The 11,367-nt window shown below is 72.5% G+C and carries 1 protein-coding gene; it reads right to left on the reverse strand.

The window, feature by feature from the left end; all coding sequences use genetic code 11:
* The coding region (locus BLA60_RS36330; protein ID WP_154814841.1) for a type I polyketide synthase at positions 1-11,363 on the reverse strand (11,363 nt) is incomplete at its 3' end.
* Between the last annotated feature and the right edge of the window lie 4 nt (positions 11,364-11,367).

Genomic DNA, 11,367 nt, shown 5'->3' on the forward strand with positions numbered 1-11,367 from the left:
AACACCGACGCGAACACCGGGAAACGGTCACACAACTCACGACCCATCCCCACCCGCTGCGCACCCTGACCAGCGAAAACAAAACCCAACCGCCCCGGCCGGGCAACACCACGGGCGATCTCCACACCATCCAACAGCACAGCGCGGTGCGCGAACAACGACCGGGACAGCAACGACCACGCCACGTCCCCAGCCGGAAGATCCACACCGGACAGTCGATCGACCTGGGAACCCAACGCCTCGGCGGACTTCGCCGACACCAACCACGGCAACACGGCGGTACTGGCGGGCGCGGGCGCGGCAGGGCCCGCTTCCAGGATCACGTGTGCGTTCGTGCCGCTCAACCCGAACGACGACACGGCCGCCCGTCGGGGACGGTCGACGGGGGGCCAGTCGACGGCGGTCGTCGCCAGCTCGATCTCACCGTCGGCCCACTCGACCCGTGAGGACGGGACATCCGCGTACAGGGTCGGCGGGACCACGCCGTGCCGCATGGCCTCGATCATCTTGATCACGCCGGCCACACCGGCGGCCGCCTGGGTGTGCCCGAGGTTCGACTTGACCGTGCCCAGCAGCAGCGGCGCCTCGCGGTCCTGGCCGTAGGTCGCCAGCAACGCCTGCGCCTCGATCGGGTCACCGAGCGTGGTTCCGGTGCCGTGCGCCTCCACCACGTCGACGTCCCGGGTCGACAGACCAGCGTTGGCCAACGCCTGACGGATCACCCGCTGCTGCGACGGACCATTCGGCGCCGTCAACCCGTTGGACGCACCGTCGGAGTTGATCGCCGAGCCACGCAGTACCGCGAGTACCGGCCGCCCGGACCGGATGGCGTCCGACTGTCGGGCCAGCACCAGCACGCCGACGCCCTCGGACCAGCCGACACCGTCGGCGGAATCCCCGAACGCCTTGCACCGCCCGTCGGGAGCCAGACCACCCTGCCGCGAGAACTCGACGAACGGCGACGGCGTCGACATCACCGTCACCCCGCCGACGAGCGCCAGCGTGCACTCCCCCGACCGCAACGCCTGGGCGGCCAGGTGCATCGCCACCAACGACGACGAACACGCGGTGTCGACCGTGACCGCGGGGCCCTCCAGCCCGAACGTGTACGCGATCCGCCCGGACGCGATACTCGCCGCGCTGCTCTGCCCCTGGTAGCCCTCGTGTTCCTCGCCCCGCAGCAACGCCGCGTAGTCGTTGTACATCACCCCGGCGAACACACCGGTCCTGCTGCCACGCAACGAGGCCGGGTCGATCCCTGCTCGCTCCAACGCCTCCCAGGATGCCTGGAGCAGCAACCGCTGCTGTGCGTCGGTGGTGAGCGCCTCACGGGGGCTCATCCCGAAGAACGCGGGGTCGAACAGGCCGGCGTCGTGCAGGAACCCGCCGGACGCGCTGTGTGAGGTGCCCGGCCGGTCCGGGTCGGGGTGGAACAGGGAGTCCAGGTCCCAGCCTCGGTTGCCGGGCAGGTCGGTGATCGCGTCGACGCCGTCACGGACGAGCCGCCACAGGTCCTCGGGGGTCGCGACGCCGCCGGGGAACCGGCAGGCCATGCCGACCACGACGATCGGGTCGTTCTGGCCTGCCGTGGTGACCGGGTCCACCATCTCGGTCACCGGGACGGTGCCGAGCAGTTCGGACGCCAGGTACTCGGCGAGGACGGTCGTCGACGGGTGGTCGAACACGAGTGTCGCGGGCAGCCGCAGCCCGGTCTCGGTGGTGAGGCGGTTGCGCAGTTCGACCGCGGTCAGCGAGTCGAACCCCAGCTCGTGGAACGCGCGGTCGGGGTCGACCCGGTCGACGTTCGGGTGGCCGAGCACTCCCGCGACCTGGCCGCGGACGAGGTCGGTGAGCAGGGTGAGCCGGTCGGCCTCTCCCAGCGCGGTGAGCCTGCCGATCAGGCCGGGGGCCGCGTCGGACACCCTGGCGACGCCACGCCGGGTCGGCACCCGGACCAGTCCGCGCAGCAGCGGCGGAACCTGTCCGCCTCGCACGCGGGGAAGCCGCACGGGGACCACGGTCGACCGACCGGCGGCGAGGGCGGCGTCGAACAGGGCGAGGCCCTGTTGGGTCGACAACGCCGGCATTCCGGTGCGGGCCTCGTCGACATCGCCTGCCATGCCCACCGTCCACGGGCCCCAGGCCAGCGAGACCGTGTCGGGGTGGTGCTCGGCGAGCGCGTCGAGGAAGGCGTTGGCGGCCGCGTAGTTTCCCTGTCCCGCGGCGCCGAACACCCCGGCGGCGGAGGAGAACAGCACGTGTGTCGCGGCGGGCAACAGCTCGTGCAGGTGCCAGGCGGCGTCGACCTTCGGTCCGAACACGGTGTCGATCCGCTGCGCGGTCAGTGACTCCATCGTGCCGTCGGCGAGTACGCCCGCGGCGTGCACCACGGCCGAGACGGTCTCACCGTTCAGGGCCGACTCGAGTGCGGCACGGTCGGCCACGTCGCACACCGACGCCCGCACCCCGTCCACATCGGACAGTGCGTCGGGCACGGTGCCGGTTCGGGACAGCAGCAACAGGTCGGTGACGTCGTGGGCCTCGGCGAGGTGACGGGTGACGAGCGCGCCGAGGCTTCCGTTGCCGCCGGTCACCACGACCGTGCCGGCCCAGGTGGTGGGTGCGGCCGTGGCTCGCACCCGCACGAGACGTGCGGCGGTCACGTCCGTGCCGACAGTGAGCCGCGGCTCGTCGGCGGCGAGCGCGAGCAGGAGCGTCGCGGAGGTCCAGCCGTCGGCCAGTTCGACCGTGCCGAACCTGCCGGGCTGCTCGGCGTCGGCGGAACGCACCAGCCCGTGCGCGGCCGTGGCGGGCAGGTCACCGGCGCGGGAGACGAACACCAGGCGGGCGGGATGCCGCCAGTCCTGGATCAGGGTCAGCGTCCGGTGGGTGAGGTCGTGTGCGTCGGCGACCGGGTCACCGGTCCCTTCGAGGCAGGCCAGCACCACCTCCGGTCGGCCAACCACCGCGTCACTGTCGAAGGCGGGCAGGTCGAGACCGAACGGGTCGGTACCGAGGATCGCCGCCGTGGCGGGGTCGCCGGGCAGCGGAATCGGCACCTGGTCGATACCGTGCAGAGCGTCACGCACGAGCGCGCCCGCCGGGTCGACGGCACGCAACACGAGCGCGTCGACCGTGGCGACAGCGCCGCCGGCGGGGTCGGCGAGGGTGAGGGACACGCGGTCCTCACCGGTGCGCGTGACGCGGACGCGCACCGTGGTCGCGTGGGCCGTGTGCAGGGTCACGCCCTCCCACGAGAACGGCACCGCGCCCGTGGGCATACCGAGGCCGGCGGCGCCGATGGCGTGCAGAGCGGCGTCGAACAGCGCGGGGTGCAGGCCGTAGCGGTCGGCGTCGCCGACCACGTCCGGCAGGGCCGTCTCGGCGTACACGGTGTCGCCGGCGTGCCAGGCGGCGCGCAGACCGCGGAAGACCGGCCCGTAGACGAATCCCGCCTCGGCGAGGCCGTCGTGGAACCCGGTGAGGTCGACCGGTGTCGCGTCGGCCGGTGGCCAGGCGGCGAGATCCGACTCGACCGCCGGGCCGGCCGTACTCAGGGAACCGGTGGCGTGCTTGGTCCAGGGCGCGTCGTGGCGGTCGTTGGGACGGGAGTGGATGGTCACGGGCCGGCTGCCGTCCGCGCCGGGCTCGCCAACGGCCACCTGGAGCGCGAGGGCGCCGTGGGCGGGCAGCACCAGTGGTTCGGCGAGGACCAGTTCGGCCACGTGCCCACAACCGACCTCGTCGCCCGCGCGGATGGCGAGTTCGAGCAGTGCGGTGCCGGGAACGAGGACCTGGCCGCCGACGGTGTGGTCGGCCAGCCACGGCTGGGTGCCGAGCGAGAGTCGGGAGGTGAACAGGAGGCCGTCGCCGTCGGCGAGCGGCACGGCCGCGCCGAGCAGCGGGTGGTCGGCCGCGACGAGCCCGAGCCCTTCCGGGTCGCCGGTCCTGCCGGACGGCGCGGGCCAGAACCACTCGTGTTGGAACGCATAGGTGGGCAGGTCGACGAGTCGACCGCCGGCCACCAACGGAGTCCAGTCCACCGTGGTTCCGGCGACGTGCAGTCTGGCCAGCCCGGTCAGGAAGGCCGTGTTCTCGTCACGGTCCCTGCGCAGCAACGGAATCCCGTCGACCAGCGCGGACAGCGTGCCGTCAGGGCCGATCTCCACGAACGTGTCGGCACCGGCCGCGGCGACGTCGTCGGCGAACCGCACGGTCTCCCGGACCTGCCGCACCCAGTACTCCGGGTTCGCCACATCCTTGACGAAGGCGACCACGGGCTCCTGGAAGGTGATCCCGGCGATGGCGGCACGGAAATCGTCCAGCATCGGGTCCATCAACGGCGAGTGGAACGCGTGCGACACCGCGAGCCGCTTGTGCTCACGGTCCCCCACCGCCACCATGACCTCGGCCTCGACACCCGCGAGAACGACATTGTCCGGACCGTTGACCGCCGCGATCGACACCCCGTCGGACAGCGTCACGTCAGAGGTACGGATGGCGACCATCACGCCACCCTCGGGCAACGCCTGCATCAACCGGGCACGTGCCTCCACGAGGGTGCACGCGTCATCCAGGGAGAACACGCCGGCCACCTGGGCAGCCGCGATCTCACCGATCGAATGACCGACCAGCACATCCGGCCGAACACCCAACGACTCGACCAGGCGGTAGAGCGCCACCTCGAACGCGAACAACGCCGGCTGCGCCCAACCCGTCCGGGTCAACGACTCCTCGTCACCCCAGACCACGTCCCGCAACCCGGGGAACCGGTCCACGATCTCGTCGAACGCCGAGGCGAACACGGGGAACAGCCCGTGCAACTCCCGGCCCATGCCAAGGCGCTGCGCGCCCTGTCCGGCGAACAGGAACGCGACCCGGCCGGGCGCCGCCACACCACGGGCGACCTCCACCCCGTCCAGCAGCACCGCCCGGCGGTCGAACGAGGATCGGGTCAGCAGGGAGAAGCCGACGTCATGGGCCGTGCGATCCACGGCCGTCAGTCGGTCCAGCTGTGCGTCCAGTGCGGCGTCCGTCTTCGCCGACACCACCCAGGGGACCGCACCGGCCCTCGGCCGGGGGACCTCCCGCTCGGCGGGCGGTTGCTCGACGATCACGTGCGCGTTCGTGCCGCTGATCCCGAACGACGACACGGCCGCCCGCCGGGGACGGTCGACGGTGGGCCAGTCGACGGCGGTCGTCGCCAGCTCCACCTCACCCGCCGACCAGTCCACGTGCGTGGACGGGACGTCCGCGTGCAGGGTCGGCGGAACCACGCCGTGCCGCATGGCCTCGATCATCTTGATCACGCCCGCCACCCCGGCGGCCGCCTGGGTGTGGCCCAGGTTCGACTTGATCGCGCCCAACAGCAACGGCGTCTCGCGGTCCCGGCCGTAGGTCGCCAGCAACGCCTGCGCCTCGATCGGGTCACCGAGCGTGGTTCCGGTGCCGTGCGCCTCGACGACATCGACGTCCCGGGTCGACAGTCCGGCATTCGCCAACGCCTGTCGGATCACCCGTTTCTGCGACGGGCCGTTCGGTGCGCTCATCCCGTTCGACGCGCCGTCCTGGTTGACCGCCGATCCCCGCAGGACGGCCAGTATCCGGTGCCCGTTGCGTTTCGCGTCGGACAGCCGCTCCAGAACGACCATGCCGACGCCCTCGGACCAGCCGACACCGTCGGCGGAGTCCCCGAACGCCTTGCACCGGCCGTCCGCGGCCAGTCCACCCTGGCGGGAGAACTCGACGAACGGCATGGGGGTCGACAGGACGGTCACCCCGCCGGCCACGGCGAGCGAGCAGTCGTCCGAGCGCAGCGCCTGTGCCGCGAGGTGCATCGCCACCAACGACGACGAGCACGCCGTGTCCACGGTGACCGCCGGGCCCTCGAACCCGAACGTGTAGGACAGGCGACCCGTCAGCACGGCCGGTGAGGCTCCGGCGCCGCGGAATCCCTCGAACTCGTCGTCGCCGAGCAGGCTCACGTAGTCGCCGTACATGACGCCCGCGAACACGCCGGTCCGGCTGCCGCGCAGGGTGGACGGGTCGATGCCCGCGCGTTCCATCGCCTCCCACGTGACCTCGAGCAGTTGCCGCTGCTGGGAGTCGGTGGCGAGCGCCTCCCGGGGGCTCATCCCGAAGAAGTCGGCGTCGAAGGAGCCCGCGTCGTGCAGGAAACCGCCGTCGGTGACGTGGGTGCGACCGACCGCCGCCGGGTCGGGGTCGTAGATCGCGGTGAGGTCCCAGCCTCGGTTCTCGGGGAACCCGCCGATCGCGTCCCGACCGTCGGCGACCAGGTCCCACAGGTCCTCGGGAGTCCGCACACCGCCCGGGTACCGGCAGGCCATGCCGACGATGACGATCGGGTCGTCACCGGTCACCGCGGCGCGGACGGGTGCCGGTAGGTCGACATCCGACCCGAACAGCTCGTCGAGCACGTGGTTCGTGAGTGCTGTGGCGCTCGGGTGGTCGAACACGAGGGTCGCCGGCAACCGCAGCCCGGTCTGTTCGGTCAGCCGGTTGCGCAGCTCCACCCCGGTGAGCGAGTCGAATCCCAGGTCGGTGAACGGGGCGGCCGGGTCGACCGCCGCCGCGTCGGCGTGCCCGAGCACGGCCGCGATCGCCGTGCGGGCGATACCGAGGACGGTCGCGCGACGCTCGTCGGCCGACAGACCCGCGAGCCTGCCGACGAGGTCGTCGGCGGCGGCCGAGACGACCGTGACCGCGCGCCTGCCCTGCGCCCTGACCAGGCCGCGCAGCAGTGGCGGCACGTCGCCCATGGTCCGCAGCACGGGCAGGTCGAGCCGCACCGGTACGAGCGCGGGCGGTCCGGCGGCGACCGCGGCGTCGAACAACGCGACCCCCGCCTCGGCCGTCAGCGGCGGCATCCCGGAGCGCTCCAGGCGCTCCACGTCGGACTCGCTGAGCCCTCGGGTCATACCGGCGGTCCGGTCCCACGGCCCCCACGCGAGGGAGGTCGCCGGCTGGCCGAGTGCGTGGCGGTGCGCGGCGAGGCCGTCGAGGAAGGCGTTGGCCGCCGAGTAGTTGGCCTGTCCTGGGCTGCCCAGGGTGGCCGACGCGGAGGAGAACAGCACGAAAGCGCCGACCTCGCCGACCAGTTCGTGCAGGTACCAGGCGGCGTCGGCCTTCGGACGCAGTACGCTGTCGAACCGCTGCGGGGTCTGGGACACGAGCAGGCCGTCGTCGAGGACACCGGCGGTGTGCACGACGGCGCCGATCTCGCGGCCGGCCAGGGTCGCGGCGAGCGCCGCGCGGTCGCCGACGTCGCACGCGACGACCTCGGCGGTGGCGCCGGCCTCGGCCAGCTCCTCGACCAGGGTCCCCGCGGCGGCCGGGCCGCCTCGGGACAGCAGCAGCAGGTCGGTCACCCCGTGCGCGGTGACGAGGTGGCGGGCGATCCGCGCGCCGAGCCCGCCGGTGCCACCCGTGACGAGCACCGTGCCGGTCCACGGGTTCTCGCCGGTGCCAGGACGGGTACGGGCCAGCCGGGGCACCGTGATCTCGCCGCCACGCACGGCCACCTGGGGTTCGTCGACCGCGAGTGCCCGGCCGAGCGGCTCGCGGGACCCGTCGAGGTCGACGAGCCGGAACCGTCCCGGGTGTTCTGCCTGCGCGGTGCGCACCAGGCCCCAGACCGCGGCGGCGGCGAGGTCGTCACCGGTCGTCGCGCCGTCGGTGACCACCACGAGGGTCGACTCGGCGTGCGCTGGTGCGGCCAGCCAGGACAGCAGGCGGGTGAGCACCTCGGCGGTCAGGTCACGGGTGGCGGCAAGGGGGTCGGCGCTCGCGCCGGTCGCCTCGGTGAGCACCAGCGGCGGGGTCGGACCGTCGGGGAGCGACTCCAGCCACGGCGCGTCCTCCACGGCCGCCCCGGCCGGCGCGGCGGCGACCCAGTCCACCTGGAACAGGGCGTCCCGGTCGACGACCCCGGCGACGGCGAGCTGCTCGGCCGACACGGCCCGCACCACGAGCTGGTCCACCGACAGCACCGGCTCGCCGTGGGTGTCGGCGACGACGATCGACACGGAGTCCTCGCCGGTGCGGGCCAGCCGGGCACGCACGGCCGTGGCGCCCGCCGCGTGCAGGGAGACGCCCTCCCACGTGAACGGCAGCCCGCCGCGGCTGATGACCCCGAGGTCGGCGAACGACACGGCGTGCAGCGCGGCGTCGAGCAGCGCCGGGTGCAGCCCGAAGGGCGCCGCCGCGGCATGGTTGCCGGTCGGATCGGGAAGGACGGCCTCCGCGTAGACGGTGTCCTCGGCGAGCCAGACCGCGCGCAGGCCCTGGAAGACCGGGCCGTAGGTGCGGCCGCCCTCGGCGAGGCCGCGGTAGAGGTCGCCGACCTCGACGGGTTCGGCGCCCGGCGGCGGCCACTCGGTGAGCGGCACTCCCGGTGGGTCGGCCGGGGACAGTGTGCCGCTCGCGTGCCGTACCCACGGGCCGTCGTCGGCGTTGTCGGGCAGGCTGTGCACGCTGACCGTTCTGCGGCCCTGCGCGTCGGCGGCGCCGAGGCGGAGTTGGAGTCGGACCGCTCCGGTGAGCACGAGCGGCGCGGCGAGGGTCAGCTCCTCGACGCGGCCGCAGCCGAGCTCGTCGCCCGCGTGGGCCACCAGTTCGAGAAAGCCTGTGCCGGGGAACAGGATCTGGCCGAGGACGACGTGGTCGGCGAGCCACGGGTGGGTTGCCGACGACAGGCGGCTGGTGAACACCGCGCCGCCATCGTCGGCCAACTCGACCACAGCACCGAGCAGCGGGTGCCCGGCGGCGCGTTGTCCCAGCCCGGTGGGGTCGCCGGTGTGTTTCGGGTTCGACGGCCAGTAGCGGGCGTGCTGGAACGGGTAGGTCGGCAGGTCGACACGGCGGGCGCCGGTGCCGTCGAACAGGGCGTGCCAGCGCGGGGTGACGCCGACGGTGTGCAGGCGTGCGAGACCGGCGACGAACGCGGTTTCCTCGTCGCGGTCCTTGCGCAGCAACGGAATCCCGTTCGTGAGCGCGGACAGCGTGCCGTCGGGTCCGATCTCCAGGAACGTCGTGACCCCGGCGTCGGTCATCGTGGTGACGTCATCGGCGAAGCGGACGGTGTCGCGCACCTGATCGACCCAGTAGTCGACCGACGAGACGTCCTTGGGCAACGGGATCGTCGGCGTGGCGAAGGAGATCCCGGCGATGGCGGCCCGGAACGCCTCAAGCATGGGGTCCATCAACGGCGAGTGGAACGCGTGCGACACCGCCAGCCGCCTGTACTTACGGTCCCCCACCACCGCCATGACCTCAGACTCGACACCCGACACCACCACCGAATCCGGACCATTCACCGCCGCGACCGACACACCCCCGGTCAACGTCAACTCGTCCTCGGAACACCGCACCGCCACCATCGCGCCACCCTCAGGCAACGCCTCCATCAACCGCGCCCGCGCACCCACCAGGGTGCACGCGTCATCCAACGAGAACACACCCGCCGCATGAGCCGCCGCGATCTCACCGATCGAATGGCCAGCCAGACAGTCCGGCACAACACCGAACGACTCAACCAACCGGAACAACGCCACCTGCAACGCGAACAACGCCGGCTGCGCCCACCCCGTCCGACTCAACTTGTCGACATCACTACCCCACACAACCTCACGCAGCCCCGGAAACCGGTCCACGACCTCGTCGAACACCGACGCGAACACCGGAAACCGCGCATGCAGCTCGCGACCCATCCCGAGCCGTTGCGACCCCTGGCCGGAGAACAGGAATCCCGTCAGCCCGTCGCCGGTGACCCCACGGGCGATCTCGGCGCCGTCCGCGAACACCGCGCGATGAGGCATCATCGCCCGGCCGGCAAGGGACAACGCAACGTCAACGGAGGACCGACCGGCCGTCGCGGCGGTGACCCGCTCGATCTGCTCGTCCAGTGCGGCCGCCGAGCGGGCGGAGAAGACCCACGGCACCGCCGACGGTGTCACGGTGACCGGTGTCGGGTCGGCGACCACGACCGGCGCCTGCTCGACGATCACGTGGGCGTTGGTGCCGCTGATGCCGAAAGCCGACACCCCGGCCCGGCGCGGACGGTCCACCGACGGCCACTCGGTGCCCTCGGTGAGCAGGTCGATCGAACCGGCGGCCCAGTCCACATGCGACGACGGCTCACCGACATGCAGGGTCGCGGGCGCGAGACCGTGACGGAGTGCCTGCACCATCTTGATCACGCCGGCCACACCCGCGGCGGCCTGGGTGTGCCCGATGTTCGACTTCACCGTGCCGAGCAGCAGCGGCGTCGACCGATCCTGGCCGTAGGTCTCCAACAGGGCCTGCGCCTCGATCGGGTCACCGAGGTCGGTTCCCGTTCCGTGTGCCTCGACGACGTCGACGTCCTGCGTGGACAGTCCGCAGCTGTCGAGGGCGGCACGGATGACCCGTTGCTGTGACGGGCCGTTCGGAGCGGTCAGCCCGTTGGACGCCCCGTCGGAGTTGAGTGCCGAGCCGCGTAGAACGGCCAGCACGGGATGCCCGTTGCGCTGCGCGTCCGACAACCGCTCCAGCACCACCACGCCGACGCCCTCGCCCCAGCCGGTGCCGTCGGCCGACTCGGAGAACGCCTTGCACCGCCCGTCCGCGGCCAGGCCGTGGCCCTGTGCGGTGAACGCCTCGAACGGCGCCGGGGTCGTCATGACCGTGGCGCCACCGGCCAGCGCGACCGAGCACTCCCCCGACCGCAGGGCGTGGATCGCCCAGTGGATCGCCACCAGCGAGGACGAACAGCCGGTGTCCACGGTGACCGCCGGCCCCTCAAGGCCGAGCACGTAGGCGATCCGGCCGGACAGCACGCTCGCGGCGAACGCCGTGCTGCCGTAGACCTTCAGGTCGTCGTCGGAGTCGATGACGACCGTCGAGTAGTCCTGGCCGGTGGTGCCGGTGAACACGCCCGTCCTGCTGCCCCGCAGTGAGTCCGGGGCGATACCGGCCCGCTCCAGCGCCTCCCACGCGACCTCCAGCAGCAGTCGCTGCTGCGGATCCATGGCCGTCGCCTCACGCGGCGAGATCCCGAAGAACGCCGGGTCGAAGTCAAGCGCCCCGTCGAGGAAGCCGCCCTCGACGGTCAGGCTCTCGCCGCCGCCCAACGCCCCGAGGTCCCAGCCCCGGTCGGCGGGGAACGGGCCGACCGCGTCGTGCCCGCCGGCCACCAGGTCCCACAGCTCCTCCGGAGAGGTGACCCCGCCGGGGTACCGGCAACCCATGCCGACGATCGCGATCGGCTCGACCGCGCTCGCCACGAGCTGCTGGTTCTGTCGCTCCAGCAGCTCGATCTTCCGCAGCGACGCGCGCAGTGCCTCGACGTAACGGTCGTTGGTCATCGTG

This window comes from Actinophytocola xinjiangensis (assembly GCF_001921215.1).
Lineage (GTDB): Bacteria > Actinomycetota > Actinomycetes > Mycobacteriales > Pseudonocardiaceae > Actinophytocola > Actinophytocola xinjiangensis.